The following is a 25,722-nucleotide window of genomic DNA, read 5'->3' as shown; positions in this document are numbered from 1 at the left end:
GTCCGGTCGCAGCTCTTCGAAAGACCAACTCGCGTCTGCTCCATGAATGGTGCCAGGCCATTCACCCTGATACTTGTCAGCCAGTGCGCGATTTTCTGTCGGTACGTGCCACGCAAGGAGACGGGTTCGCCGATCGACGCGTATGGTCCGGACATGGACACCACTCCCCCGCCCCGCGTCCTCGTCATCGGGTTCGATCCGTATCGGGTGCCCGGACCCTGGGACCCGGAGCCGGTCGCCAAGGCGATCGAGGCGGGGCTGCGCAGGTTCGCCGAACACGGTGTGGGTGTGCAGAGCTGCCTGTTCGGTCTCGACGGAAGCGACGACATCGAAGCGGTCGTAGGGAACGCGCTGCGAGCCCGTCCGTGGGAGTGCGTCACCGTAGGCGGCGGTCTGCGCCACTCGGACGACCAGGTCGAGCTACTTGAGCTGGTGGTCAACCTGATCCGGCGGTACGCACCCGCTGCGGCCATCGCGTTCAACAGCACCCCGGACACCACCTACGAGGCCGCGGCCCGTTGGATCGAGCGACCTCGGATCGAGTGACGTCCGCGCGGTCAAGTGCGTTGCCCAGTGCCGCAGTTCGGGCGCGGCCAGCGTGGTGCCCAGCCAGTCGTGGTCGAGGTCTGCGCCCGGAAGGGACGGCACGACCGCGACGTACAGCCCCGCGGCGCGTGCCGCCGAGATACCGGTGGCCGAGTCCTCGAAGGCGACCGACCGTTCCGGATCGGCGCCGAGCGCCTCGCACGCGGTGAGGTAGAGGTCGGGCGCGGGCTTCGGGGAACGTACCTCGTCCGCGGCGAACGAATGAGGGAAGCAGTCGGCGAGACCGGCCGATCGCAGTGCCGTGTCGAGCAGTTCGCGGGGACTGTTGCTGGCGACGGCCACCGGTACGGCCGCCCGACAGGCGCGTACCAACTCGGCTGCCCCGGGGCGGACTTCGACGCCCCGGGCCAGTTCCGCGCGGACGCCATCGAGGAGTTGGCCGGCGAGTTCGGCACCCGCTCCCGGCCGCCCGAAGCAGTCGGCCATGGCCGCTGCCGCGTCCCGCACGCTGCGACCGATGACCAGCGCCTTCTGCTCGGGCCCGAAGTCGTGGCCGTGCGCCGCGAAGACGGCCGCCTCCGCGCGACTCCAGCAGACCTCGGTGTCGACCAGCAGGCCGTCGCAGTCGAAGACCACCGCCTCCGCGGTGAGGGGGAGCGGACGCATGGACGGTTCCTTTCGCTTGAGGGTCACGCCGGGGCCCCGCGGTCCTCAGTCCCCGAGCGCGAGGCGGAGACCGAAGACGGCGACGGCCGCGCCCGTGACCCGGTCCAGGCAGCGGCGCACGGAGGGTCGTTGCAGGCGACCTCGGAGCACGTGTGCGAAACCGATCAGCGCGCAGGACCAGAGGAGCGCCAGCAGGATGTGAACTCCGGTCAGGAGTACGCCTGTTGCGAGATGAGGGGCACCGGCGGGGATGAACTGCGGGAGGACCGCGACGTAGAAGGCGCCCATCTTCGGGTTGAGGAGGTTGGTGACGATTCCCTGCCGCCAGCCGCCGAGCGCGGTGTCGTCGGTGCGCGGCCCGCCGCTGTCCGCCTCCGGCTGCTCGTGCGCCGGGCGGCGCCAGGAGGCCCACAGCATCCGGCCGCCCATCCACATGAGGTAGGCGGCGCCGGCCCAGCGGAGTACCTCGTAGGCGAGGTGGGAGGCGGTCAGGAGCGCGGTCACGCCGAGCGAGGTGAGCACGCCCCAGGCCAGCGTGCCGCACTGGATGCCCAGGACCACGCCCCAGGCGCGACGGCGGTGGCCGAGTCCGGCGGTGCGCAGGATGAGCGCGGTGTCCAGTCCGGGCGTGACGGTGAGCAGTCCGACCATCAAAGAGAAGGTCCACAAGCCAGTTATGGTGATCACGGACGACGACCCTAGGCAGTGCACGCCTCAACTTCTACTTTTCTGCCCGGAATCGGGCAGCGATGGGGCTCTCGGGGTCGAACGGCCGTAGGCAAGGAGAACTCTGGAGCTGCGCGCCGACGGCCCCGACTGCCGTCCGCCGCGCGGGGATTCCGATGCGGTGGATTTGCGACACGTTGCGGTGATGGCCCGGTCGTCTCGCGCTGTTCCTGTTGCGCACTGCCATTCCGTTGCCGTGTGTTCCCGCCAGCCGCTACCGCCGCGCGTGGTCGGCGAACCCGGGCCTCCGCTTGCGCCCGGCCCGTCGGACGCGAGCGAGCCCTTTCCGTCACCGGGCTGATCCATGTCCGGGATGGCCGGAAAGACGCTCGATGGCGTCAAGGGGCTGCACCAGCCTGATGTGCGCATGGCGCATGAGTGCTGTGCCGTTTTCTGCCCTCGCACAGGGCTCACGGACTGGAGGGACATTCCGTGACATCAGCGAACAGCACCAGGAGAACACGTACGCGCAGGAAGGTCGGTACGGTCGTCGGCCTGTTGGCCGCGGCCGCCACCGGCATGACCGTCTTCGCCGCACCCGCCTCGGCGGGCCCGGACTGCGCCGCCGGCTACCACTGCCTCTTCTGGAGCAGCCTCACCTCGGCGAGGCACTCGTACTTCAACAGCGACGCCAACTTCACCAACGACACCTTCAACGAAGTCAGCAGCGGGGCCGGCTACGGCCAGAACGTGAACGACAACTCCGAGTCCGCCAGCAATTCCTCCACCGGCGGATACGAGAGCCACTACTACCTGAACATCAACTACAACACGTTCCTGTTCTGTGTGAACCCCGGCAGTTACGTCCAGTACCTGCCCAGCGGCCAGTCGAACCTGGCGAGTTCGCTCCAGCTCACCGGGACGACGTCCACTCCCTGCTACTGATCGGGACAGCGGGCAAGGGGGTGACGGGGCACCGCCCGTCACCCCCGGCCGGGAGGAGGGACCTGACCATGTTCCGATCACCGCCCAGGGAGCCGGACCCGCGAAGCGGCGGGGGGCGATCACGCTGATGCGCATGTTCCCCAAGCGCGCGATCGGCGCGGCGGTCCTCGTCCTGCTGCTCGTGGCGGGAGTGACGGCCTGGGCACTCACCTCGCGGACCGCATCGGCCCCGCCCGGGCGATCCGATCCCAGCCTCGCCGGACTGGCCGAACGCCTTCCGTTCTTCGGCCTCCTCTACGAGCAGAGCACCGCGGAGATCCAGGTCGCCGAGGCCCAACGGCAGCTCGCCATCGACTGCATGGCCCGGCAGGGTTTCACCTACCGTCCGGTGCAGGTGGCCGGGGCGACCGGCACCGCCGAGGCCCAGCCCGCCCCCTTCGGCCTGGAGTCGCTCACCCCGCCCCAGCCCGCCTCCTCCTCCCCGGCACCCGCCGAGGAGTCCCCGTCCCCGGCCTTCACCCGCGCGCTCTTCGGTGATCCCGCCAAGCGGATCTCCGCGAAGGGCACCACCATCCGCGTCTCCCGCCCGGCGGACGGCTGCCTGGCCGAAGCCGAGATACGGCTGCTCGGCGCCGACCGCCTGCGCTGGCTCCAGCTCAGGGTCCAACTCGGCGACGGCGAACAGGCGGCACGGCAACAACTCGCGCAGGACCCCCGGTTCCGCGCCGCGACCGAGCGGTGGCGACAGTGCATGCGCACAGCGGGCTACGACCAGAAGGACCCCGTCACCCTGCTGTACGGCCTCCCCCGAGGCACCGACCCCGCCCGGAACCCGCTCACCCGGGCCGATGTGCGGTGCAAGGAGGACACGGGCTACCTGACCACCGCCTACGGCAGGCTCGAAGCGGCGCAGCAGAACTGGCTCGACCGGCATGCGAGCCTGCTCTCCCAGTGGGACGCGCTCCAGCTCCGCCGGGAGAACACCGCACGCAAGGTGCTGAAGGCCGGGAAGTAGGACGACGAGACGGCCGTCTGCCCGGCCCGGTGTGCCGCTAGTCGGGCTGGGCGGCGAACAGTTCCAGGTGTGCGCAGGTGGGGCAGCGGTAGGCGTCGATCTGCCAGCGCGGTCGGCCCATCCTCTTGGCGTTGCCGAGCGGGCCTCGCTGGAGCGGGCCCGCGATCCATCGCGCGAACCCGCGAGCGCCCTGTCCGGAGTCCTCGACGAAGCCCGGTTCCAGTCCCACCGCACCGCATTGGGTGCACCGTATGTTGTTCACACAGGGAGCGTAGTGAACCGCCGCGGGCGGTGGGTGTCCGGGCGGTCGCTATGCCGTCTGGGGGTGCAGGAAGCGGGCGAGCAGGTCGTCGAGGGTGACCATGCCGGTGAGTTCACCGGCGGCGTCACGGACCACCGCGAGGGACGCCCTGCGCTGGCGGAGTTGCTCGATGGCGTGGCCGATCGTGTCCTGTTCGGTCAGTTCCGGGATCGGCCGGGCCAGGTCCCGGGCCCTGACCGCGCGCCCTCGGGTACGGGCGATGAGCGCGTCGCGGGCATGGACGGAACCGACGATGCGGGTGCCGTCGCGCACCAGCAGGCGGCTGCGGTCGTGCTCGGCCGCCAGGGCGAGGATCTCGTCCGCGTCGGCGTCCGCGGGCACCGAGTTGATCTCACCGGCGGGTACCTGGAGGGCACCGACCGGGTTCTGCGGTTCGGTGAGTGAGCTGGTGAGCAGCTCAGAGTCGGTCTCGCTGATCAGGCCGAGGCGCTTGGACTCCTCGACGAGGTGGGTGAGTTGCTCGCGGTTGTGGACCTCGGCCAGCTCGTCGCGCGGGGTGACCCGGCACAGCCGTACCAGCACGTTGCTCACCTGGTTGAGGACCGTCAGCAGGGGGCGGGCGGCCTTCACCACCGCGCGGAAGGGCGGGGAGAGGAGCATCGCGGAGCGCTCGGGGTGGGCGATGGCCCAGGACTTGGGGGCCATCTCGCCGACCACCATGTGCAGGAACACGACGACCACCATCGCCACGGCGAAGGAGACGCCGTAGCTCAGTCCGCTCGGCAGGCCCAACGTGTGCAGCAGCGGGTCGAGTTCGTGCGAGATCGCGGGCTTGGAGACCGAGCCGAGGCCCAAAGTGCAGATGGTGATGCCGAGTTGGGCACCGGCCAGCATGAGGGACAGCTCGCGCATGCCCGCCAGGGCCGCCTTCGCGCCACGCTGTCCCTCGGCCGCCGCCTTCTCCATGCGGTGCCTCTTGGCGGCGACGAGGGCGAACTCGGCCGCCACGAAGAAGCCGCTGCCGATCAGCAGCAGGACGGTGACGAAGAGCGCCATCGGGAAACTCATGCCTGCTCCTCCGCCTGCGCAGCGGTCCGCTGCTCGATCCGGACGCGTTCCGGTACGTGCCGGTCCAGGGTGCGTACCTCGATCACCGCGCGGTCACCGCCGGACAGCTCGACGGTGAGCCGGTCGCCGATGGCCGGGAAGCGGCCGAGGCGGTCCACGATCAGTCCGGCCACGGTGTCGTAGTCGTCCTCCTCGGGCAGCTCGATACCGGTGGCCTCGGCGACCTCGTCCAGACGGCGGCCGGCGTCCACCAGCCAGCCGTCCTTGTCGGCGACGGCGAGTTCGGTGACGGTGTCGGACTCGTCCGCGATGTCGCCGACCAGTTCCTCGGCGATGTCCTCGTAGGTGACGATGCCCGCGACCCCGCCGTGTTCGTCGAGGACGACGGCGTACTCGTCGTCCTGCCTGCGCATCTGCTCGACCGCGTCCGGCAGGGGCAGGGTGTCGGGCAGCAGCAGGGGGCGCCGGGCGAGGGCGCCGGCGGTCGTGACCGTGAGGCGGTCGGCGGGGAGCCTCATCAGCTCGCGCACGCCCAGGACTCCGGTGACGTCGTCGGGGTGGTCGCCGAGGACGGGGTAGTTGGAGTGGCCGTGCTTGGCGATGAGGTCGACCGCCTCCGCCGCGCTCGCGTCCTTGCGCACGAAGACGGCGTCCGCGCGGGGCACCATCACCTCGTCGAGCGTGCGCTCGGAGAACTCCAGGGCGTGGTCGAGGAGTTCGGCGGTGCCCTTGGGCAGCTCGCCCTGCTCGTGGGACTCGCCGATGAGGTGGCCGAGTTCCTCCAGGGTGGCGCCGTGGTGCAGTTCCTCGACGGGTTCGATGCCGACCTTGCGCAGCAGGCGGTTCGCCGCGCCGTCGAAGACGCGGACGACCGGGCCGACGACCTTGAGATAGGCGAGGGTGGAGGGTGCCAGCGCCTTGGCCAGGCGTTCCGGGACGGCGATGGCGAGGTTCTTCGGGGCCAGCTCGCCCAGCACCATCTGCACCACCGTGGCACCGACGAAGGCGAGGACGACGGAGATCACGCTGACGGCCGCGTCGGGCAGGCCGAGTCCGGACATGGCCGGTTTGAGGAGCGCCGACACGCTCGGCTCGGCGATGAAGCCGACGACCAGACCGGTCACGGTGATGCCGAGCTGCGCGCCGGACAGCATGAACGACAGCCGCTCCAGCACCTTGAGCGCGCGGGCGGCCTTCTTGTCCCCGGCCTCGGCCTCCCGCGCGAGGGCGAGGCGGCTGGCGGAGACGTAGGCGAATTCCTGGGCGACGAAGTAGCCGGTGCCCGCGGTCAGCACGAACACGGCCAGCAAGCCCAGGGCTGCGGTCGCGGCACTCATCGAACACCACCCCGCCGTGTGCCGTACTCACGCTTGCCGTGGCGGGATGGCCGGGGACTGTGCCCCGAGGGGTCCGTCGATCTGGCGGACAAGGTCGGTGCTCCTCAGAAGGGGATGGTGGTGGCGGTCGGACCAGTGGAACGATTGTGGACACGTCCGGGTTCCGCCCGCATGTCCGTCCGCTGCTCCGCGCGTATGTCCGTCAGCCGGTCCGCGCGCCTTTTCGTTTCCCTCAGCTCACGAGGGGCCGGCGAGGTACGAGGTCGGACGCGAGAAGGCGGTGCAGCCGGGCGGGCGACGGGAACCCTCCGTCGCGTCAGACGTTGACGCCGAAGTCGGACGCGATACCGGCCAGCCCGGACGCGTACCCCTGCCCCACCGCGCGGAACTTCCACTCGCCGCCGTGCCGGTACAGCTCGCCGAAGACCATCGCCGTCTCGGACGAGGCGTCCTCGGAGAGGTCGTAGCGGGCGATCTCCCCGTTGTTCGCCTGGTTCACCACCCGGATGAACGCGTTGCGGACCTGCCCGAAGCTCTGCCCGCGCGCGTCCGCGTCGTGGATGGAGACCGGGAACACGATCTTGTCGATCTCGGCGGGTACGGCGCCGAGGTCGACCTTGATGGACTCGTCGTCGCCCTCGCCCTCACCGGTGAGGTTGTCACCGGTGTGCTCGACCGAGCCGTCCGGGCTGCGCAGGTTGTTGTAGAACACGAAGTGCTGGTCGGAGACGACCTTGCCGGACGCGTTCAGCAGCAGCGCGGAGGCGTCCAGGTCGTAGTCCGCTCCCGTCGTGGTGCGCACATCCCAGCCCAGGCCGATCAACACCGCGCTCAGCCCCGGCACTTCCTTGCTCAGCGACACGTTGCCGCCCTTGCCCAGCGAAACTCCCACCGCTCATTCCTCCCGACCGCGCGCCGTCCGTACTCATGGATTCCAACGCGGAGCCTACCTCGACGGTTCCCACACTTGCGCAACAGCTAAAGTGACAGCATCAGGACGGACCTCGCCCCGGCGACAGCGAGTCGGGCAGGACGGACCACGAGGAGCGGCGCATGTTCCCGGACGTAGGACTGCCGGAGCTGGTCACACTGGCGATCCTGGCCGTGCTCCTCTTCGGCCCGGACAAGCTGCCGGAGATCATCCAGAACGCGGCGGAGTTCATCCGCAAGGTACGGGCGTTCTCCGACAGCGCCAAAGAGGAGATCCGCTCCGAACTGGGGCCGGAGTTCAAGGACTTCGAGTTCGAGGACCTGCACCCGAAGACGTTCGTGCGCAAGCACGTCCTGGACGGGGACGGCGACGGCATCGGCCGCGACCTGGGCCTGGACGACATCCGCGGCGCCCTGGACCCGCGGAAGGAGCTGGCCGAGGTGGCCGACGCGGTACGGGAGGTCGCGGACGACACGGACCCACGGACGGCGGCACCCCCGGTGACACTCGCGAAGACCGACCGCCCCGAGGCCTCCGCCCGCTCCGCCTTCGACCCCGACGCCACCTGAGCCGTCCCGCGCGACACGTGATCCACTTCACGAAGATCACACACTTGCGCAACCTTTAAACTGACGGCGTGGAAAACAGCAGCACGACGAACTGGGAGACCGCGGTGCTGGACGGAGGTCCCGCGCACGGAGTACGGACGCGCGTCGCCGACCGGCCGCGACTGATCCAGGTGACGTACCCCTGCCCCTCGGACGGAGTGGAGGACGGCGCGCGCGTCGAGGCCGTGTACCTCTACCGCCGCGACCACGCCGTGACGACCGCGCCTCTGCGCTACGGCTTCGACGCGGCGAGCCCCTGACGGACTCGGGCGTGCTCGCCCTTCGTCGCCTTGGCCTCGCTCTTTCCATCGCATTGTCGGTCGATCCAGGAGGGACAGCAGCCGGTGAACAGCGCCAGCAAAGAGCTCGGGAAGATCGAGGTGAAGCTCAAATGGGACCCGAGTCCCTGGAGCCGACCGCCCCACCATCTCGACCTCATCGCCACGACCTACTCCGTGGACGCCCCCTACGGGCGGCCGGTCTACGTCGTCCACCACGACAGCCGCTCACCGGACGGCACCATCAACATGCCCCGGCACAGCGAGACCGGCCTGGGTTTCGGTTATGTGGAGGTGATGGTCCTGGAGCTCGATCGCCTGGCGTCCTCTTTCGCACGAGTGGTCGTGGGAGTGGCCATCCACCAGGAAAGCGGCCCCAAGACCTTCGGCGACCTGTCGAACGCGGGAGTGCTGGTCGTCGAGGGGTACCGGGAGCTGCTGGAGGACGACTTCACGCAGGTCGCCGGATCAAGTGCCACGACGGTCGCGGAGTTCAGCAGGGACGCTTCCGGCGCATGGGGGTTCCATCCGATGATCCAGGGGTCCGACAGCGATCCCGCGCTCTTCACCGCGGAGATGGGCGGCACGCGGCGCCCCTGAACCCGCAGGGGCGCCGCGCCGAGGAGTCCCCGGCACCGCCTCACTCGTCGGAATCGGGCCTGCCGCTCGCGGCGGCGTACGCCTGCGCCGGGGTCATGGCGACTCCGTCGAGGCTGACCGTCTTGTACGGGCTGACCTTGGCGCACGTTGTCGACTCGTCGGCGGTGGAGGCGTTGGCGTTGGACGTGGCGGCCTTCGTGTCGGCGGGGGCCGGCGCGGCGGTGCCCGCGGAGTAGGTGGTGCCGCTGGGCCAGTCGCCACCGATCACCAGGGTCAGGCCGGTGCCGGTGCCCTCCCTGAGGTGTGCCGAGGACAGGCCCAGCGCCTTGGCCACGGTCCGCGCTTCGGCCTCCTGACCCGCGCCGTAGGTGAGCGTCGTCGTGGTCGCCGAACTCGGGGCGTTGCCCGTGGTGGTGGCCGGGCTGAAGCCCTGGTCGGTCAGGGCCGCGGCGATCGTGGAGGCGCGGCCGGTGATGCCGGTGCCGTTCTCCACCGTCACGGCGATCCGCGAGGCGGGCACCGCCGAGGCGGTGGCGGTCGCGGATGCCGCCGTGGACTTCTTGCCGGAACCGGTGGTCAGGGACTGGTCGCCCGCGATCGTGGCGAAGAGGGCCTTGGCCCCCGCGCCCACGACGACCCGGTTGTTGTTGCTCGGGTCGGGGCTGGTCTGCATCGTGGCGAAGGTGATCCGTTTGGCGGGGACCTTGTTCAGGTCGGTCGCCAGGCCGATCAGCTTGCTGACACTGCCCAGGCCGTCGTCGACGGTCAGCGCCTTGGTCGCCGCGTCGGCCAGGTTGTAGACCGCCGAGGGGTTGGTGAGGGTGCCGGCGCTCTTGAACTTGCGGATCATCGCGCTCAGGAACAGATGCTGGGAGACGGTACGGCCGAGGTCGCTGCCGTCACCGAAGCCGTGCCGCGAGCGCACGAACTCCAGCGCCGCCTCGCCTTTCAGGGTGTGCGTGCCCTTGGAGAGCTTCAGGTGCGAGTAGGTGTCGTAGACGTTGTCGCTGACGCAGACCGAGACCCCGCCGACCGCGTCGGACATCTTCACCACACCGGCGAAGTCGAGTTTGACGAAGTGGTCGATGGTGATGCCGGTGAGCTGGTGCACCGTGGACACCTGGCATGTCGGGCCGTACTGGAGCGCGCTGTTGATCTGCCCGTAGTAGCCGGGGGTCGACCGGCCGCTCTCGGGGTCCTTGCAGGCCGGGATGTCCGTCATGGTGTCCCGGGGAATGCTCATGACGGTGGCGTTGGAGCGGTCGGCGGAGATGTGCACCACCATCTCCACGTCCGCGTTGCCGTTGCCGGACTGCACGCCGGTGTGCGAGCAGCCGCCGCCCAGCTCGCAGTCGGCCGCGCTGGTCCGGCCGTCGGATCCCATGACCAGGATGTTGATCGGCGTACGGCCGAAGGCGTCGGCCTTCTCGGTGCCGCCCTTGCCGTCGAGCGAGAGGCTGTTGATGTTGCCGTTCAGGTGCTGGTAGAACCACCAGCCGGCACCGGCGGTGGCGAGGATCATGACGGACAGGCAGAGCGCGGCGATCTTCAGGATGCGCCTGCCGCGCCGCACCGCCTGCGGACGGCGCCGCGACCGCGTGCCGCCGCTCTCACCGGATGCCGCCCGGCTCGCGGCCCGGCCGCCCGGCGGACGCGCGCCCTCCGGCCCGGCCCGACGCTGTCCGGACACCCGGGCGTCACGGCTGCGCGTCGCCTGCCCGACCGGGCCGTCCCAGGGGTCGCTCATCTTCCACTCCCGCGAAACGGTCGACATCACTTGCTCGATTGCGCAATCTAGCAAGTAATTGCTCTGCGCTGCACAGATCCCGCCGCATTTCACAGGTGAGCGATCTCATGGAACCCGCGGGCCCGCTACCCACTCCGTCCGTACCGGGCGATGATCCACGAGGCACCGCGCTCGGCCAGCGCCCGTCTCCGCTGCCGACGCGAGCCCCGCGGTCCGCCCCTCGCCGAGAGCGCCTCGGGCACCGGCGTCTCCGCCAGGACGGCGAGTCGGTCGGCGGCGCGCGCCAACTCCCTTCTCAGGCGCTCCCGTCGCCGCGACGAGCCCGCCCGTAACAGTGCCGTATAGAGCCCCTCCACTTCGGCCAGGGCGGCGCCCAGCCGCAGATTCGCCTCACGCACTCGCTGCATGTCCCCGCGCGACATCGCGTCCCTCCCCCGAAACCGGGCCTCCACCCGATCACTTCAAGTATTGCGCAATGCGGCAACTCAGGCGGGGCTCAGCGCCCGTCGGCGCCGGTCTCGCGACGGCGCTCGTAGCGTGCTCGGGCCGCGAGGAGTCCGGCGGTGTAGAGCGCGAGGACGGCGGTGAGCAGGAGGTAGTACTCGATCGGCAGCGCGGTCAGGCCGAGCAGCGGTCCCAGCGGCGAGAGCGGCAACAGCACTCCGATGACGGCCAGGACCACCGCGGCCCGCGCGACCGGGCCCGGCCGGTGGCCTTCGGCCCGCCGTCGCCCGAAGCGGAGGAGCAGCATCACCAGGGCCTGGGTGATCAGGTTCTCGGTGAACCATCCGGAGTGGAAGGCCGCTTCGTCGTCCCCCGCCCCCAGCCCGCGCAGCGCGAGCGCGAGGACGCCGAAGGTGGCCAGGTCGGCGACCGCGTTGAGCAGGCCCAGGCCGACGATGAAGCGCAGCAGGTCGCGGGGCCGCAACAGGATCGGCCGGCGCAGGACGGACGGGTGCGGACGGTCGTAGGCGAAGGCGAGTTGGGCCACGTCGAAGCACAGGTTCTGCGCGAGGACCTGGGCCGGGAGCATCGGCAGGAAGGGCAGGAGGAGGCCGGCGCCGAGCATCGCGATGACGTTGCCGAGGTTCGAGGAGAGCGTGATGCGCAGATACGCGGCGATGTTGCCGCCCGCGTACCGTCCCGCCGCGATGCTGTGGCCGATCGCGGTGAGGTCCTTCTCGGCGAGCACCACGTCCGCGCTCTCCCGGGCGACGGCCACGGCCTCGCGCGGAGCGATGCCGACGTCGGCGGTGCGCAGGGCGGGCAGGTCGTTGACGCCGTCGCCCAGGTAGCCGACGGTGTGCCCCGAGGCCCGTAGCGCCTGGGTGATCCGCGCCTTGTGGTCGGGGGTGCAGCGGGCGAAGACCGTCGTACGGCGGGCGAGGGCCCGGAGTTCGGTGTCGGTGAGGTCGTCGACGCGGTCGGCGGTGCGGACCTCGTCGGCGGCGAGCGGGATGCCGAGGTCGCGGCAGGCGCGGGCGGCCGTGCCGGGGTGGTCGCCGGTGAGGATCTTCACGCCGACACCCCGGTCGGTGAGGGCCTTCAGCGCTTCGGCGGCGGTGGCCGCGAGGGCGTCGCCGAAGGTGACGAACCCCTTGAAGGACAGGCCGCGTTCGTCGGCCGGTGTGTAGTCGCGGGTGCGGGCGGGGCGTTCGGCGACGGCGACCGCGAGGACGCGCACACCGTCGTCCGCGAGCCGTGCGGCGCGCGCGAGCAGTTCCGCGCGCCGCTCGTCCTCCAGGGCACACCGCTCCAGTACGGCCTCGGCGGCGCCCTTGGTCACCAGGGTGTGCGTGCCCAGCCGGCCGGGTGTGCGGACCACGGCGGTGGCGAGTCGCCGTACCGGATCGAAGGGGAGCGCGGCCAGGCCGTCGTAGGCCATGAGGTCGTCCTCGTCGACGGCGTCCAGGACCGCTTCGTCGAGGGCGTCCGGTGTGGGGAGATCGGCGAGTTGGAGGGTCCACCAGGCGTTCACCGCGGCCCAGCGCAGCACCTCGGGGTCGTCCCGCCCGTCGGGCCCGAGGGCGCGGTCGAGGACGGGGCGGTCCTGGGTCAGGGTGCCGGTCTTGTCCAGGCACAGCACGTCCACCGCACCAAGGTCGTGCAGCGCGGGCAGCCGCTTGACGATCACCCCGTGGGTGCGGGCCAGCAGCGCGGCGGCGCGCGCCAGACACGTGGTGACGATGACCGGCAGCATCTCCGGGGTCAGCCCGACCGCCACCGCGACGGCGAACGGCAGGGTCTCCAGGCCGCGGTCGCGCAGGGCCGCGTTGGCCATGAGGACCAGCGGCGGGGTCAGCAGCATGAACCGAATGAGGATCCAGGAGATGCCGTGCACGGAGCGGTCGAAGGCGCTGTCCGCGCGCGAGCTGTCCGCCCGGCCCTGGGCGGCGGCGAAGCGCGTCCGCGCGCCGGTCGCCAGGACCACGGCGGTGGCGCTGCCGGACGCGACACTGCTGCCCTGGAAGCAGAGCTGCGGCCGGTCGAAGCCGTGGCCCTCGGCCGCGTCGGCGGCGTCCTTGGGCACGGGCACCGATTCGCCCGTGAGCCCGGCCTGATGCACGGTCAGCGCCTGCGCCCGCAGCAACCGTACGTCGGCCGGAACCAGGTCGCCGGGGCCGAGCCGGATCACGTCACCGGGCACCAGCTCGCCGACCGGGATCTCCCGGACGTCCGGCGGCAGGTCGTCGTCGGTGCGGCGCACGACGGTCGCCGTGCTGGCGACCAGATCGCGCAGCCCGGCCATGGAGCGGTCCGCCCGATGCTCCCCGGACGCGCGGAGCACACAGCTCACCGCGACCAGAAGCAGGATCACCGAGGCGGTGCCCCAGGAGGCGACGGCCGCCGAGACCAGGCCGAGGCACAGGAGTACGGCGGTGAAGGGATCGCGCAGACTGCGCAACAGCGCTCTCGGCCAGGAGTCCGCCCGGTGGGCCGGCAGGACGTTGGGCCCGAAGCGCGCCTGCCGCTCCCCGGCCTGCGCCTCCGTCAGCCCCCGCGGACCGGTGTCCAGTCGGCGGAGCACCTCCAGGACCGTCGGCGCGGCAAGGTCCGAAGCGGGTCGGGAACCCCCCACGGGAGAAGAGGACTCGGCGTCCCGTCCCGAGGCCGCAGTGGTCTCAGCCACCGGCCCCGTGCAGCCGGTGCACCGGTGCGAGGGCCTGATGCGAGCGCGCGGTCAGCTGGCCGACCATCACCCGCACGACCGTCACGATGTCGGGATCGTCGACGTAGTAGACCTGTCGCCGGCCCTCACGGCGGGAGCGGACGAGACCGGCGAGCTTCAGCTTCGACAGGTGCTGGCTGACCGCCGGCAGTGCGCCGCCCACACGGTCGGCGAGGTGCGTGACATCGCATTCCCCCTGGGACAAGGCCCACATGATGTGCAGCCGGGCCGCCGAGGCGAGCAGGCCGAACGCCTCGGCCGCCTCCACCAGCACCTCGACGGACGGATCCCCGTAGCCACCGACCTTTTCCGCCACAGTCCGCCCTCTCCCGTCGTGCCCACATCACAGCCGATACTCACGCGCCCACCCAGTGTAGGGGCGAAGCGGTGCCCACCGACACGTCCCCGCTCATGGCCGGGTCGCCGTTGCGTACCTCCATGGTTCCAGACTTGCGCAATGTCTTAATCAAGTGACAGAACCTCGACGAGCAGGTCGCATCCCGGCTCGAGCCCTCGTCCGCGGGTCGGCACATCCTTAGACTTGCGCAAACAAGCAACTCCCACTCCCCCGGAAGGACCTCACTGTGGGCATCATCAGCTGGATCGTCCTCGGCCTGCTCGCCGGAGCCATAGCCAAGATCCTGCTGCCCGGCCGCGACCCGGGTGGCCTGATCGGCACCACCCTCATCGGCATCGCGGGCGCCTTCGTCGGCGGCTGGGCCTCCGCGCGCTTCCTCGACCGCCCGGTGGAGAACCACTTCTTCGACCTGTACACGTGGGGTGCGGCGATCGGCGGCTCACTGATCCTGCTCATCGCCTACCGGCTGCTGTTCGGCAACTCCCGGGACTGACGGGACCGACCGGACTGACGCGCGGGATGTGTTCGGGGCGACCGGCGTCGACCTGTCCGAGGGGACAACCCCCTGTGGAGCAGCTCGCCTGAGCGCGTCCCGCACGCCTCCCGCGCCGCTCAGGCCGCCCGTCCCCCGGCGGGCTCGCTGTCGATGACGTCCTTGCGGGTCACCGTCAGGAACACCACCAGGCCGAGGATGACCGCCAGGAAGAGACCGCTCGTGACGACGGTGCCGAGGCCCAGGCCGCCGTCGCCGGTCGGCTGGGAGAGGTAGTCGCCGATCGAGGCGCCCAGCGGGCGGGTGAGGACGTAGGCGATCCAGAAGCTCCACACGGCGTCCAGGCCGAGGGCGAAGTGGGCGATGCCGACGGCTGCGATGGCCAGGGCGAACAGGACGGCCGAGAGCCAGTAGCCGAGGTTCATGCGCTCGGAGACCAGGTCACCGGCGGCCGTACCGAGGGCGAAGGTGAACAGCACGGCCAGCCAGTAGAAGGACTCGCGGCTGGTGGTGTCGATGCTGTGGATGGAGAGGGTCCGCTCGCGCCGGTACCAGACGACGAAGACGACGGCGAGGACGATGCCGAACACCGTGGTGGTCGTCTCCAGCGGTACGCCCATGTTGTCGGTCAGGTTGTCGCTGATCAGGGTGCCGACGACGCTGATCAGGGCGACGGCCGTCCAGTACACGCCCGCGCGGTAGGCGGTCGTACGGAACTGGACCACCAGCACGACCGCGAGCAGCGCGCTCATCAGCACGGAGACACCGGTCAGGCCGAGCCCCGCCTTCTCGTTGAGCAGGTCGGCCGCGGTCTCGCCGACCGTGGTGCACAGCACCTTGATCACCCAGAAGTAGAGGGTGATCTCGGGAACCTTGTTGAGGCGGATGCGGTGGGAGCGCCGGCCGGGGCCCTCGGCTTCCGGCGCGGCTTCAGGTGTTTCGGACAGTTCGTAGGTCATGGGGCGTGACCCTGCCAGCGGTCACCTGAACGCATCCTGACTACGCGTGCTGATCACCTCTCCCACCCGTACCGGCCGACAAGGATGCCCTCATGCACATCCAGCCGTCCCACCCGCACATATCGGCGCTCCGCTCCCGCCCCTGCCCTCGTGACGGAAGTAGACCGCCGTGAATGCTCCGACCCCTTCCCCATCGCCCGTCGACCGTGCCACGAACTGGCTGCGCCGCCGGCTCGGCCGCGCCGTCCTCGTCTCGTACGCCGCCGCTCTGCTCCTGCCGGGGGTGGGCCTGTGGCTGCGCCGCCCGCACACCGTCCCGCTGGGCGGATCGGCCCAACTGACCCTGCGCACCTCGTCGTTCCTGCTGTCCCTGGTGCTTCTCTCGGCCGGGCTCCAGGTGCCGGTGCGCGCGCTCGGCCGTGTGCTGCGGCGCCCCAAGGCCATGCTGGCCGGGCTCGCACTGCATCTGGCGATCCCACTGCTCGTCGTGCCGTTCGTCGCCTTACTGCTGCGCGGCACCCCCGACTCGGACGGCGGCAGCGGACTGCTCACCGCGATGATCCTGATCGTGGCGATGCCGGTGGCCGCCGGTGCCACCGTATGGACGGCCAAGGGCGAGGGGGACCAGCCGACCATGGTCGGGCTCGTCCTCGGCTCCACCCTGCTCAGTCCGCTCACCACGCCCCTCCTGCTGGCGGCTCTGGCGCCGCTGCTCAGCGGCGGCTACGCACGGGCGCTCGCCGGCACGAGCGGCTCCGCGCACAGCGGATTCACCCTCTCCGCCGTCGTCCTGCCGTGCGCCGCTGGTCTGTTGTGCGCGCTCGTGCTGCCGCCGTCGTGGCACGGCCGTCTCCTGCGGGCCGTGGTGCCCGCGGCCCTGATCGGCTCACTGCTCCTGACCTACGTCAACGCCAGCGGCGCCCTCGGCTCCTTCCTGGCCCGACCGCGCCCGCTGCTGTTCACCGCCGCCCTCGCGGTGGCCGCCCTGGTGTGCGTGCTGTCCTTCGTCCTCGGCCGACTGGCCGCCCGCGTCCTGCGACTGGACGCGCCGGTGGCCTCGTCGCTGACGCTGGCCTGCGGCATGAACAACAGCAGCGCGAGCGCGGTACTGATCACTACCTCGCTGCCCGACAAGCCCCATCTGCTGCTGCCGGTGCTCGCCTACGGGTTGCTCCAGAAGACGGCCGCCAACCGGGTGGTCGCCAGGCTGCGGCACGGGGGTGCGCCGTCCCCGCTGCCGTCGCGGCCTTGAGGCATTGCGTGAGAGGGAAGCGGATCTGAGAGCGGTCGGCTCCCAGCCCTCCGCCACCGCTACCGCCCCCACCTCAACCGCTCCACCTCCACCCTCCGCACGGGACAGGCAAGGGACGCCGTACCCAGGTGCCCGGGACACGGGATCGCCTAGCGTCGGCCGCAACGGGGGAACGGAGGGCGTCTCGTGGTGCGGAACACGGTACGGACGGCGATCGTCGGCGCGGGGATCGGAGGGCCGGCAGCCGCTCTCGCGGAATGTCCTTGCAGGGAACGATTCGGTCAACCTGTCCCTTCAAGCACGCGGGCCCTGCCCGCCGAGCGGTCTTCACCCCGGCTCGGGCCCGGTCGCGCCACTCGCGTCACTATCCGCTCCGGGCCAACGGGGAGAAACCCTTTCGACGGTGGTCGAAAGGCCGTCACACCCTTCAGGCCACGGTCACGACCGGGAGGGCGCCGCCCGTACGACGGCGCAGCACCGACCCGCCCGGCGGTTCAGGTGGATTCACGCACGACGAGGCGGCAGGGAACGCTGTGCAGACCGGGCGCCAGCTTGGCGCCGATGGCGTCCAGGAGCAGGAGGGCGGCCCGTCGGCCGATCTCGGAGAGGTCCGTGTCGATCGTGGTGAGCGGCGGCCGGGAGGCGAGTGCCATGACGTCCCAGTTGTCGTAGCCCACGATCGCGACCTGGCCGGGGACGTCCAGGCCGTTCTCGCGCAGGGCGTCGGCGACACCTCTGGCGATCTGGTCGTTGCCGCAGAAGAAGGCGTCGGTGTCCGGTGCCGTGCGCAGGACCGCCTGGGCTGCGCGGCGGCCCCATGCCTCGCTCCACTCCCCGAAGTGGACCCGGCCGGTGGCGAGTTCCAAGCCCGACCGGTCGAGCAGTTCGAGGGTGTGCTCGGCGCGGTCGCGGGCCGCCGCGTGGTGGGCGGGGCCGGTGATGTGCGCGATCCGGGTCCGGCCGGTGGCCAGCAGGTGCTCGATCGCCAGCTGGGCCCCGCTGCGGTCGTCGGACACGACGGAGATGTCGTCGGGGTCGGTTGAGGGCGAGAGGGCGTAGACCGTCGGAATGGGTTCGACGCCCTTCAGCGGCGGGCGCGGGTCGGTCCGTCTGCCGGTGACGATGATGCCGTCCACCCGGCGGCCCATGAGATTGCTCAGGTGGTGCTGCTCGCGGATGGCGTCGCCGCGTGTGTCGCACAGCAGCACGGAGATCTTGCCCGCGCCGAGCGCGTCCTCGGCCCCGAGCAGGACGGGCGTGCTGAAGCGGCCGATGCCGTCCGTCGTCATCAGCCCCACGGTCCAGCTGCGGCCGGTGTGCAGGCTCTGCGCCTGCTGATTGGGCCGGAAGTCGAGCTCTTCGACGGCGTCCAGGACCCGCTGCCGGGTCTCCGGGCGCATGCTGCCGCTGCCGTTCAGCGCCTTCGAGGCCGTCCCGACACTGACACCGGCCAGTCTGGCCACATCGGTGAGCTTCGCCCGCCCGGTGGGCGGAAGACTTGGCACGGCGGTCACACGCAACCCTTTTCCTGGATGACATCGTCTGCTGCATCCTGACACCGTTCGCGACGGCTGGCCAGCCCCTCACCCGACGAAGAAAATGTTTGCGCGAGCCCTTGACGAGCAGGCGAACCCGTTCCTACCTTTCCGGGCAGAAAAACGTTTTCCTGAGCGAGTCCGGAGCGGGTTCCACAGACGGAGCAACGCCTCGTCCGCCCGCAGCGACACCCTGACGCGCATCGCACGCCGGGTCCCCGACCCGTGCTTCCCGCCTACCTCTCCGGAGAGCCATGCCCCGCCCTCGTCCCGCCGCGCCTTCCGCCTCGACTCCGGCCCCGGCCGAACCGGCCGTCACGTCCACCGGCCCGGTCCGGCTCGGCCCAGGCGCCAAGGCCGCGCTGACGCCCGCCGCGGTCGGGCTGCGGGCCGGCTTCTGGAGCACCCGCCGCGAGGTGAACGCCCGCGTCTCACTCCCGCAGGGCCCCCAACTCCTGGAGTCCGCGGGCAACTTGCACAACCTGCGGCTGGCGGCGGGCACGGCCGAGGGCGAGTTCCGGGGCGCGTACCCGTTCGTCGACACGGACGTCTACAAGTGGCTGGAGGCGGCGGCCTGGCAGTTGGCCCAGGGCTCCTCGGCCGAACTGGAGGCGGACGTCGAGCGGATCATCGCCCTGGTCGCCGACGCGCAGCAGCCCGACGGCTACCTCAACACATGGTTCCAGCTGGTCAAGGGCGGCGAACGCTACAAGGACCTGCGCTGGGGCCACGAGCTGTACTGCGCCGGCCATCTCATCCAGGCGGCCGTGGCCCACCACCGGGCCACCGGTCGCCCCCAACTCCTGGACGTGGCACGCAAGTTCGCCGACCACGTCGACTCCGTGTTCGGCCCGCCCGGCAGCGGCAAGGAGATCGACGGCGTCGACGGCCACCCCGAGGTCGAGACCGCCCTCGTGGAGCTGTACCGCGAGACCGGCGAGCGCCGCTATCTCGAACTGGCCGGCTACTTCGTCGACCGGTTCGGCCATGGTCTGCTGGGCGGCGAGGCGTACTGCCAGGACCGGGTGCCGGTGCGCGAGGCGGACACCGTGGAGGGCCACGCCGTACGGCAGTTGTACCTGCTGGCAGCCGCCGCGGACCTGGCGACCGAGACCGGTGACGCCGAACTCCGGTCGGCGGGCGAGCGGTTGTGGCGGGCGATGACCACCACCAAGACCCACCTCACCGGCGGGCTCGGCGCGCACCACGACCAGGAGGACTTCGGCGACCCCTACGAACTGCCGAACGAGCGCGCGTACTGCGAGACCTGTGCCGCCATCGCCTCGGTCCAGTGGAGCTGGCGGATGGCGCTGCTCACCGGCGAGGCGCGCTACTCCGACCTGATCGAACGCACGCTGTACAACGGCTTCCTGGCCGGAGTGTCGCTGGACGGCGAGCGCTGGCTCTACGTCAACCCGCTCCAGGTCCGCGACGGCCACACCGATCCGGGCGGTGACCAGTCGGCCCGCCGCACCCGCTGGTTCCGTTGCGCCTGCTGCCCGCCGAACGCCATGCGGCTGCTGGCCTCGCTGGAGCACTACCTCGCCAGCAGCGACGCGGGCGGCCTCCAGATCCACCAGTACGCGGGCGGGCGGTACACCGGTGACCTCGACGGCGTCCCGGTCTCGGTCGAGGTCGAGACCGGCTACCCGTGGCAGGGCGCGATCAGCCTCACCGTCGGCGACACCCCGGCCGACCGCCCCTGGACGCTGTCGCTGCGCGTCCCGCAGTGGTGCGCCGCGTACCGGGTGCGCTGCGGGGACACGGAGTACGACCGGAGCGACGCGCCCGAGGCCGACGGCTGGCTGCGGCTCGAACGCACCTGGGCCCCCGGCGACCGGGTCGTGCTCGAACTCGACCTCGCGCCGCGCCTGACCGCGGCCGACCCCCGCGTGGACGCCGTGCGCGGCTGCGTGGCGATCGAGCGCGGGCCGCTCGTGTACTGCCTGGAACAGGTGGACAACCCCGGCGGCGGCCTGGACGACATCGTCCTGGACCGCGCCGCCGCGCTCTCGGTGCGGCACCGGCCCGAGCTGCTGGGCGGGGTGACAACGGTGCTGGCCACCGGCCGGCGGCGCCGCGTCCCGGACGCGGGCTGGTGGCCGTACACCTCGACCGGCGGCGCGGCGCCGGAGACCGAACCGGACGACGCCCCGGTCGAGTTGACCGCCGTCCCCTACTACGCGTGGGCCAATCGCCAGGACGGCGCCATGCGCGTCTGGCTGCCCACCTCTTGAACCCCTGCCCCTCCCCCGTCCCCGTCTACGTCCCTACGAGTCGTCCCAAGACAACGAGGTCACCGTGAGAAACACCCGCCGCACCCTCCTCGCCGCCGTGGCCACCGCCGGCGCGCTCACCGCTGTCGCCGCCTGCGGCGGCGGTTCCGACTCCTCCGCCTCCGGCTCCGGTTCCGGGAAGGCCGGAGGGACGTACAACTTCTGGGACCCCTACCCGCAGTTCGACGCCTCCTCGGCGTGGGGCAAGCTCGTCACGAAGTGCGGCACGGACGCCGGGGTCAAGGTCAAGCGCACCAGCATGGACACCACCGACCTGGGCAACAAGGCGCTGCTCGCCGCGCAGCAGGGCAACGCCCCGGACGTGATGCTGGTGGACAACCCGGTCGTCTCCACGCTCGTGGAGGCGGGGATCCTCAACAAGACCAGTGACCTCGGCCTCGACACGACGTCGATCCAGAAGAACATCCTCGGCGCGGGCGTCATCGACAACGCCTCCTACGGGGTGCCGATCGGCGCCAACACCCTTGCGCTCTACTACAACAAGAAGATCCTGGCCGCGGCCCACGTCGACCCCGCGTCCGTCAAGGACTGGGCCTCGCTCACGGCGGCGCTGAAGAAGGTCAAGTCGGCGGGGAAGAAGGGCATCACGTTCTCCGCGATCAACACGGAGGAGGGCAGCTTCCAGTTCCTGCCCTGGTTCTGGGGCGCGGGCGGCGATCTGACCAAGCTGAACTCGGCCAAGGGCGTGGCCGCGCTCACGCTGTGGAAGCAGTGGGTCGACGACGGCTACGCGCCGAAGGACGTGCTCCAGAACACCCAGACCACCAGCTGGCAGGAGTTCGCCACCGGCGACTACGCGTTCAGCGAGAACGGCACCTGGCAGCTCGGCAACGCGGACAAGGCCGGCTTCCCGTACGGCGTCGTCAACATCCCCGCGCAGAACGGCGGTTCGGCACCGGTCCCGACCGGCGGCGAGTTCGTCACCGTCCCCGTGCAGAAGGACACCTCCCGCTACGACGCCAGCAAGAAGATCGTCACCTGCCTCACGAACTCCGCGAACCTGCTGACCACCGACACGACCCTGACGTACGTGGCGCCCACCGCCGCCGTGCAGGCCCAACAGGTCAAGCAGAACCCCGAGTTGAAGCCGTGGGTCGGCGCGGTGGCGGCGGCGCGGGGCCGTACCAGCGACGGTCTCGGCACCAAGTACCCGACGATCTCCCAGCCGATGTGGACCGCCGTGCAGAACGCCCTGTCGGGCGGCAAGAGCCCGCAGGCGGCCCTCGACACCGCGCAGACGGCCGCGAGCAAGGGCTGACGCCCGGTCTCCCCACTCCTCCGGAAACAGCACCGCCACCCGCATCCAGGAGTACGCATGACCATCGCCCGCGTCGACCGGCGCTCGCAGCGGTCCCCGGCCGGGTCCGGGGCGAGAGACATCGGACGACGGACGGACGCGTCGGACCTACGGCGCCGGCAGCGCCGTAGGAGCCGGCTCACCGCGCTGGCCTTCGTCACGCCGCTGGTCGTCTATCTCGCCGCCTTCTACCTCTATCCGCTCTACCGCAACCTCGACCTGAGCCTGCGCGACTACACCGTCCGGTCGTTCGTGCAGGGGGACGCGCCCTTCTCCGGTCTCGCCAACTTCCGGACCGTCCTCGACGATCCGACGTTCGGGCCGGCGATCCGCCACACCGTGGTCTTCACCTTCGCCTCGATCGTGTTCCAGTACGTGGCCGGGCTCGCCCTCGCGGTCTTCTTCAACCGGCACTTCCGGCTCGCCGCGACCCTGCGGGCCCTGTTCCTGATCCCCTGGCTGCTGCCGCTGATCGTGTCGGCGTCGACCTGGTCATGGATGCTCAACAGCGAGTCCGGTGTCGTCGACTACGCCCTGCACCTGGTGGGCGTCTCCCCGGTGGACTGGCTCAACTCACCGGACTGGGCGCTGACTTCGGTCGTCATCGCGAACATCTGGATCGGCATCCCGTTCAACCTCGTCATCCTCTACAGCGGGCTCCAGAACATCCCGGGCGAGCTGTACGAGGCGGCCTCGCTGGACGGGGCGGGCCCCTGGCAGCAGTTCCGGCGGATCACCTTCCCGCTGCTGCGCCCGGTGTCGGCGATCACGCTGCTGCTCGGACTCATCTACACGCTCAAGGTGTTCGACCTGATCTGGATCATGACCAAGGGCGGTCCCGGCGACGCCTCGACCACCCTCGCGACCTGGTCGTACCAGCTCGGCTTCGGCACGCTGCTGCCCAAGTTCGGCCCCGGGGCCGCGGTCGGCAACGTCCTCATCCTGATCGCGCTCGTCTTCGGGCTGCTCTACATCCGTGTCCAGAGGAGGCAGGAGGCATGAAGTCCCGTACGGGAAAGCGCCGTTACACCGTCATCGGCGTCCTGCTGACCGCCGTGATGCTGTTCCCGGTGTACTGGATGCTGAACGTGTCCCTCACCCCGCAGCGGGACATGCGCAAGTCCCCGCCCGACCTGCTGCCGCTGCACCCCACCTTCGAGGGCTACCGGGCCGTCCTGGACGACCAGTTGCCCTATCTCGGCACCAGCCTGCTCATCGGTCTGGGCACGGTCGCCCTCACCCTGGTCCTCGCCGCCCCGGCCGGCTTCGCCCTGGCCAAGCTCCGCCCGCTCGGCGGCGGCCCCCTCGGACTCGTCCTGCTGATCGCCCAGATGATCCCGGGCATCGTCATGGCGATGGGCTTCTACGGCGTCTTCCTCGACCTCGGTCTGCTCAACCGCTGGTGGGGGCTGATCGTCGCGGACTCCACGATCGCCGTGCCCTTCGGGGTCATGATCTTCACGGCGTTCATGTCGGGCATCCCCGGCGAACTGATCTCCGCGGCCCGTGTCGACGGCGCCGGCACCTGGCGCACCTTCGTGTCCGTGGTGCTCCCGGTCAGCCGCAACGCGATCGTCACGGTCTCCCTGTTCAGCTTCCTGTGGGCCTGGTCCGACTTCGTCTTCGCCAACACCCTTGACGGCGGCGGCGATCTGCGGCCGATCACCCTCGGCATCTACAAGTACATCGGCAACAACAACCAGGAGTGGAACGCGATCATGGCCACCGCCGTCGTCGCGTCCGTCCCCGCGGCCGTACTCCTCGTCCTCGCCCAGCGCTACGTCGCCGCAGGCGTGACCGCGGGCGCGGTCAAGGACTGATCCACGGCCCGCCGTGCGGACCGCCGCCGCACCCGTACGGCACGGCACCGCACCGAACCACCCCTCCGCACGTCCCCTTCCCCTCCTCAGGAGAGCCGCATGTCGTACCTGAGTCACCGTCACCGTCCCAGAGTGCCCCTCGCCCGCGTCGGCGCCGTCGTGACGGCCACCGCCCTGGCCGCCACCGCCGTCGCGCTGACCGGCGCACCCGCCCAGGCCACCCCCACCTCCTCCACCACCCTGGTCGTCAACGCCGCGCAGACCCTGCGGCCCGTCACCCACGTCGCCACCGGCAGCCTCTACGGCCTCGCCACCGCGAGCACCCCCGCCGACAGCGTCGTACAGGCCCTGAAGCCCAACACGTTCGTCCAGATGGCGCCCGGCGGCAGCCAACTCCCCAACGGGGAGCCCGCGCCGGCGGGTGACGCCCTGGTCGTCGCCCCGAAGGCCGCGGCGGCGGGCGCCAAGGTCGTCGTACGCATGCCGGACTGGTACCCGAACTTCCCCTATCAGTGGGTTAGTTGGAGCAACTGGCTGTCGGCCGTCGATCAGCAGGTCGCCTCGGTGAAGTCCTCCGGGGCCACCAACATCAGCGCGTACGAGCTGTGGAACGAGCCGGACTGGACCTGGGACACCACCGACGCGGGCGCGTTCGACGCGGGGTGGGCCCGCACGTTCCAGGAGGTCCGCGCCAAGGACGCCAACACACCGATACAGGGCCCGAGTTACTCGGTGTGGAACCAGTCCTGGATGACCACGTTCCTCACCGACGCCAAGGCCAGCGGTACGGTCCCCGACGTCATCTCCTGGCACGAACTCCAGGGCAGCTCCGGCATCGCCGCCCATGTCGCGGCCTACCGCGCGCTGGAGACCAGCCTCGGCATCAGCCCGCGTCCGATCGCCATCGAGGAGTACGGCACACCCAGCGAGATGGGCGACTCCGGCGCCCTCATCGGCTACGCGGCCAAGTTCGAGCGCGCGGGCGTCCGCGACGCCGAACTGGCCTTCTGGAACCACTACGGCACCCTCGGCGACACCCTGACCGACACCGGCGGCTCGCCCAACGGGTCGTACTGGACGTACAAGTGGTACGGCGACATGTCCGGGACCATGCTCACCACCACACCCCCCGCGCAGACCGGCATCGACGGACTCGCCTCGCTCAATGGCGCGGGCAACCAGATCAGCGTGATCGCGGGCGGCTGCACCGGCTCGTGCGCCGTCACGGTCAACGGGCTCTCGTCCCTGTCGGCCTTCGGCAGCACCGTCCACGTGAAGCTGGAGTACAGCCCCGACACGGGCCGCACCACGGCCTCCTCCGGCCCGATCACCATCTCCGACACCGACTACTCGGTCTCGAACGGTTCGATCACCGTGCCGGTCACCATGAACGCGGCCGACGGCTACCACCTGACGATCACCCCGAGCGGCACCTCGACCTCGCTGGCCGGGCGCTACCAGATCACCAACAAGAACAGCGGCCTCGCCCTGGACACCCTCAACGCGGCCACGGCGCAAGGCACTTCGGTCGTCCAGGCGACGTCCACCACCGGCACCGACCAGAACTGGACCCTGGTGGCGGCCGGCCAGGGCCTGTACAAGATCGTCAACCAGAAGAGCGGCCTGCTGCTCGGCATCACCAACGCGGGCACCGGTGACGGGGGCACGGCCCTGATCTGGGGCGACAACGGCACCGCCGACCATCTGTGGCAGGTGATCCCGGCCCGCGACGGCTACGCCAAGATCGCCAACTACAACAGCGGACGGCTCCTCGGCGTCGACCAGATGAGCACCACCTCCGGCGCCCAGGTCCTGCAGTGGTCGGACAACGGCACCGCCGACCACCTCTGGAAACTCACCGCGCGCTGAGCCG

The 25,722-nt window shown here is 70.7% G+C and carries 24 protein-coding genes; 12 read left to right on the top strand and 12 right to left on the bottom strand.

The features are described 5' to 3' along the window. Window positions 1–420: 420 nt before the first annotated feature. A complete protein-coding gene (locus ACIQPR_RS25820; RefSeq protein WP_403652468.1) occupies window positions 421–1,212 on the bottom strand; it encodes an HAD family hydrolase in 792 nt (263 codons plus the stop codon). A 45-nt stretch (window positions 1,213–1,257) separates the two neighbouring features. Next, window positions 1,258–1,863 carry a LysE family translocator gene (locus tag ACIQPR_RS25815; protein WP_403652706.1) on the bottom strand — a complete coding sequence of 202 codons (606 nt, stop codon included), beginning with the start codon at window positions 1,861–1,863 and terminating at the stop codon, window positions 1,258–1,260. Between the two features lie 507 nt (window positions 1,864–2,370). Here ACIQPR_RS25815 and ACIQPR_RS25810 point away from each other — a divergent pair. After that, window positions 2,371–2,823, top strand: coding sequence for a hypothetical protein (locus ACIQPR_RS25810; RefSeq protein ID WP_403652465.1), 453 nt, complete (start codon window positions 2,371–2,373; stop codon window positions 2,821–2,823). Window positions 2,824–2,956: 133 nt separating this feature from the next. Then, window positions 2,957–3,838, top strand: coding sequence for a hypothetical protein (locus tag ACIQPR_RS25805; protein ID WP_403652462.1), 882 nt, complete (start codon window positions 2,957–2,959; stop codon window positions 3,836–3,838). Window positions 3,839–3,875: 37 nt separating this feature from the next. Here the strand turns inward: ACIQPR_RS25805 and ACIQPR_RS25800 are convergent, their stop codons facing one another. The 4 genes from ACIQPR_RS25800 to ACIQPR_RS25785 form a co-directional block, all read right to left on the bottom strand. Further along, complete coding sequence (locus tag ACIQPR_RS25800; protein ID WP_019059607.1) at window positions 3,876–4,067, bottom strand: hypothetical protein; 192 nt, start codon at window positions 4,065–4,067, stop codon at window positions 3,876–3,878. Between the two features lie 81 nt (window positions 4,068–4,148). Then, window positions 4,149–5,168, bottom strand: a complete 1,020-nt coding sequence (locus ACIQPR_RS25795; protein ID WP_403652459.1) for a hemolysin family protein — start codon at window positions 5,166–5,168, stop codon at window positions 4,149–4,151. After that, window positions 5,165–6,505, bottom strand: coding sequence for a hemolysin family protein (locus ACIQPR_RS25790; RefSeq protein WP_403652456.1), 1,341 nt, complete (start codon window positions 6,503–6,505; stop codon window positions 5,165–5,167). The genes ACIQPR_RS25795 and ACIQPR_RS25790 overlap by 4 nt, the downstream gene beginning before the upstream one ends. A gap of 316 nt (window positions 6,506–6,821) precedes the next feature. Further along, a complete protein-coding gene (locus tag ACIQPR_RS25785; RefSeq protein WP_403652453.1) occupies window positions 6,822–7,397 on the bottom strand; it encodes a TerD family protein in 576 nt (191 codons plus the stop codon). Window positions 7,398–7,558: 161 nt separating this feature from the next. Here ACIQPR_RS25785 and ACIQPR_RS25780 point away from each other — a divergent pair, with 161 nt between their 5' ends. From ACIQPR_RS25780 to ACIQPR_RS25770, 3 genes are all read left to right on the top strand, one after another. Then, complete coding sequence (locus ACIQPR_RS25780) at window positions 7,559–8,005, top strand: sec-independent translocase (protein ID WP_403652450.1); 447 nt, start codon at window positions 7,559–7,561, stop codon at window positions 8,003–8,005. Window positions 8,006–8,073: 68 nt separating this feature from the next. Beyond that, window positions 8,074–8,304 carry a hypothetical protein gene (locus tag ACIQPR_RS25775; protein ID WP_403652447.1) on the top strand — a complete coding sequence of 77 codons (231 nt, stop codon included), beginning with the start codon at window positions 8,074–8,076 and terminating at the stop codon, window positions 8,302–8,304. Window positions 8,305–8,388: 84 nt separating this feature from the next. Then, window positions 8,389–8,922 carry a TerD family protein gene (locus tag ACIQPR_RS25770; protein ID WP_403652444.1) on the top strand — a complete coding sequence of 178 codons (534 nt, stop codon included), beginning with the start codon at window positions 8,389–8,391 and terminating at the stop codon, window positions 8,920–8,922. Between the two features lie 40 nt (window positions 8,923–8,962). Here the strand turns inward: ACIQPR_RS25770 and ACIQPR_RS25765 are convergent, their stop codons facing one another. The 4 genes from ACIQPR_RS25765 to ACIQPR_RS25750 form a co-directional block, all read right to left on the bottom strand. Next, window positions 8,963–10,669 (bottom strand): LCP family protein, encoded by a 1,707-nt coding sequence (locus ACIQPR_RS25765; protein WP_403652441.1) that lies wholly within the window; start codon window positions 10,667–10,669, stop codon window positions 8,963–8,965. Window positions 10,670–10,794: 125 nt separating this feature from the next. Continuing rightward, the gene (locus ACIQPR_RS25760) at window positions 10,795–11,091 is read right to left on the bottom strand and encodes a hypothetical protein (protein WP_403652439.1); all 297 of its coding nucleotides are present in this window, start codon (window positions 11,089–11,091) and stop codon (window positions 10,795–10,797) included. 74 nt (window positions 11,092–11,165) lie between these two features. Continuing rightward, window positions 11,166–13,799 (bottom strand): magnesium-translocating P-type ATPase, encoded by a 2,634-nt coding sequence (gene mgtA, locus ACIQPR_RS25755; RefSeq protein ID WP_403652436.1) that lies wholly within the window; start codon window positions 13,797–13,799, stop codon window positions 11,166–11,168. Then, complete coding sequence (locus ACIQPR_RS25750; protein WP_403652435.1) at window positions 13,792–14,154, bottom strand: ArsR/SmtB family transcription factor; 363 nt, start codon at window positions 14,152–14,154, stop codon at window positions 13,792–13,794. The genes mgtA and ACIQPR_RS25750 overlap by 8 nt, the downstream gene beginning before the upstream one ends. A gap of 268 nt (window positions 14,155–14,422) precedes the next feature. On the opposite strand from ACIQPR_RS25750, the gene ACIQPR_RS25745 reads away from it, so the two are divergent. Continuing rightward, window positions 14,423–14,689: a GlsB/YeaQ/YmgE family stress response membrane protein gene (locus tag ACIQPR_RS25745; RefSeq protein WP_403652432.1), complete on the top strand. Its 267-nt coding sequence runs from the start codon at window positions 14,423–14,425 to the stop codon at window positions 14,687–14,689. 119 nt (window positions 14,690–14,808) lie between these two features. On the opposite strand, the gene ACIQPR_RS25740 is transcribed toward ACIQPR_RS25745, so the two are convergent. Continuing rightward, window positions 14,809–15,648: a hypothetical protein gene (locus ACIQPR_RS25740; RefSeq protein WP_403652429.1), complete on the bottom strand. Its 840-nt coding sequence runs from the start codon at window positions 15,646–15,648 to the stop codon at window positions 14,809–14,811. Between the two features lie 169 nt (window positions 15,649–15,817). On the opposite strand from ACIQPR_RS25740, the gene ACIQPR_RS25735 reads away from it, so the two are divergent. Next, complete coding sequence (locus ACIQPR_RS25735) at window positions 15,818–16,900, top strand: sodium-dependent transporter (RefSeq protein ID WP_403652426.1); 1,083 nt, start codon at window positions 15,818–15,820, stop codon at window positions 16,898–16,900. Window positions 16,901–17,394: 494 nt separating this feature from the next. Here the strand turns inward: ACIQPR_RS25735 and ACIQPR_RS25730 are convergent, their stop codons facing one another. Further along, window positions 17,395–18,414 carry a LacI family DNA-binding transcriptional regulator gene (locus ACIQPR_RS25730; protein ID WP_403652423.1) on the bottom strand — a complete coding sequence of 340 codons (1,020 nt, stop codon included), beginning with the start codon at window positions 18,412–18,414 and terminating at the stop codon, window positions 17,395–17,397. A gap of 275 nt (window positions 18,415–18,689) precedes the next feature. Here ACIQPR_RS25730 and ACIQPR_RS25725 point away from each other — a divergent pair, with 275 nt between their 5' ends. The 5 genes from ACIQPR_RS25725 (at window position 18,690) to ACIQPR_RS25705 (ending at window position 25,718) form a co-directional block, all read left to right on the top strand. Further along, the gene (locus ACIQPR_RS25725; protein ID WP_403652420.1) at window positions 18,690–20,672 is read left to right on the top strand and encodes a glycoside hydrolase family 127 protein; all 1,983 of its coding nucleotides are present in this window, start codon (window positions 18,690–18,692) and stop codon (window positions 20,670–20,672) included. A gap of 64 nt (window positions 20,673–20,736) precedes the next feature. Further along, window positions 20,737–21,990: an extracellular solute-binding protein gene (locus ACIQPR_RS25720; RefSeq protein WP_403652418.1), complete on the top strand. Its 1,254-nt coding sequence runs from the start codon at window positions 20,737–20,739 to the stop codon at window positions 21,988–21,990. 57 nt (window positions 21,991–22,047) lie between these two features. Next, entirely contained in the window at window positions 22,048–23,031 is a 984-nt protein-coding gene (locus ACIQPR_RS25715; RefSeq protein ID WP_403652415.1) for a carbohydrate ABC transporter permease, read from the top strand. Beyond that, window positions 23,028–23,849, top strand: a complete 822-nt coding sequence (locus ACIQPR_RS25710) for a carbohydrate ABC transporter permease (protein WP_403652412.1) — start codon at window positions 23,028–23,030, stop codon at window positions 23,847–23,849. The genes ACIQPR_RS25715 and ACIQPR_RS25710 overlap by 4 nt, the downstream gene beginning before the upstream one ends. A 99-nt stretch (window positions 23,850–23,948) precedes the next feature. After that, window positions 23,949–25,718, top strand: a complete 1,770-nt coding sequence (locus tag ACIQPR_RS25705) for an RICIN domain-containing protein (RefSeq protein ID WP_403652409.1) — start codon at window positions 23,949–23,951, stop codon at window positions 25,716–25,718. The last annotated feature ends 4 nt before the right edge of the window (window positions 25,719–25,722 follow it).

Source organism: Streptomyces sp. NPDC091280 (genome assembly GCF_044768565.1).
In the GTDB taxonomy this organism is placed as follows: Bacteria; Actinomycetota; Actinomycetes; order Streptomycetales; family Streptomycetaceae; genus Streptomyces.
This window is presented reverse-complemented; position numbering and strand designations above follow the sequence as displayed.

Coding starts and splice junctions, on each gene's coding strand:
- ACIQPR_RS25760 (WP_403652439.1), bottom strand. CDS start 11,091: ATGTCGCGCGGGGACATGCAGCGAGTGCGTGAGGCGAATCTGCGGCTG.
- ACIQPR_RS25710 (WP_403652412.1), top strand. CDS start 23,028: ATGAAGTCCCGTACGGGAAAGCGCCGTTACACCGTCATCGGCGTCCTG.
- ACIQPR_RS25740 (WP_403652429.1), bottom strand. CDS start 15,648: ATGACCTACGAACTGTCCGAAACACCTGAAGCCGCGCCGGAAGCCGAG.
- ACIQPR_RS25805 (WP_403652462.1), top strand. CDS start 2,957: ATGTTCCCCAAGCGCGCGATCGGCGCGGCGGTCCTCGTCCTGCTGCTC.
- ACIQPR_RS25795 (WP_403652459.1), bottom strand. CDS start 5,168: ATGAGTTTCCCGATGGCGCTCTTCGTCACCGTCCTGCTGCTGATCGGC.
- ACIQPR_RS25815 (WP_403652706.1), bottom strand. CDS start 1,863: ATGGTCGGACTGCTCACCGTCACGCCCGGACTGGACACCGCGCTCATC.
- ACIQPR_RS25780 (WP_403652450.1), top strand. CDS start 7,559: ATGTTCCCGGACGTAGGACTGCCGGAGCTGGTCACACTGGCGATCCTG.
- ACIQPR_RS25820 (WP_403652468.1), bottom strand. CDS start 1,212: ATGCGTCCGCTCCCCCTCACCGCGGAGGCGGTGGTCTTCGACTGCGAC.
- ACIQPR_RS25765 (WP_403652441.1), bottom strand. CDS start 10,669: ATGAGCGACCCCTGGGACGGCCCGGTCGGGCAGGCGACGCGCAGCCGT.
- ACIQPR_RS25715 (WP_403652415.1), top strand. CDS start 22,048: ATGACCATCGCCCGCGTCGACCGGCGCTCGCAGCGGTCCCCGGCCGGG.
- ACIQPR_RS25705 (WP_403652409.1), top strand. CDS start 23,949: ATGTCGTACCTGAGTCACCGTCACCGTCCCAGAGTGCCCCTCGCCCGC.
- ACIQPR_RS25790 (WP_403652456.1), bottom strand. CDS start 6,505: ATGAGTGCCGCGACCGCAGCCCTGGGCTTGCTGGCCGTGTTCGTGCTG.
- ACIQPR_RS25725 (WP_403652420.1), top strand. CDS start 18,690: ATGCCCCGCCCTCGTCCCGCCGCGCCTTCCGCCTCGACTCCGGCCCCG.